Origin of the sequence: Pseudomonas sp. NY15435, assembly GCF_048068295.1 — a bacterium.
GTDB lineage: Bacteria > Pseudomonadota > Gammaproteobacteria > Pseudomonadales > Pseudomonadaceae > Pseudomonas.
This window is the reverse complement of sequence record NZ_JBLUQA010000032.1, coordinates 1-472: the sequence shown is the minus strand read 5'-3', so window position 1 is coordinate 472 and position 472 is coordinate 1. Positions and strand designations below refer to the sequence as shown.

At 66.1% G+C, this 472-nt stretch carries 1 protein-coding gene; it reads right to left on the bottom strand.

Annotated features, from left to right (window positions below; all coding sequences use genetic code 11):
• A partial coding sequence (locus ACNFH5_RS30565) for an electron transfer flavoprotein subunit alpha/FixB family protein (protein ID WP_416752680.1) occupies nucleotides 1–472 on the bottom strand: 472 nt, incomplete at both ends.

The window sequence follows — 472 nt, the reverse complement described above, 5'->3', positions numbered from 1 at the left end:
GGCGCCGGAGATACCGACGGCCACGTACAGCTGCGGAGCAACGATCTTGCCGGTCTGGCCGACCTGCATGTCGTTCGGCACGAAGCCGGCGTCAACGGCAGCGCGGGAAGCGCCGACGGCAGCGCCCAGCTTGTCAGCCAGGGAGTAGAGGATGCTGAAGTTGTCGCCATTGCCCATGCCGCGGCCGCCGGAAACGACGATCTTGGCAGCGGTCAGTTCCGGACGGTCGGACTTGGCCAGTTCTTCGCCCACGAAGGCGGACTTGCCGGCATCGGCCGGGCCGGAAACGGCTTCAACAGCGGCGGAACCGCCTTCGGCAGCGACGGCGTCGAAGCCGGTGCCACGCACGGTGATCACTTTTACGGCAGCCGAGGACTGCACGGTAGCGATGGCGTTACCGGCGTAGATCGGGCGCTTGAAGGTGTCGGCGCTGACCACTTCGATGATCTCGGAGATCTGGTCGACGTCCAGC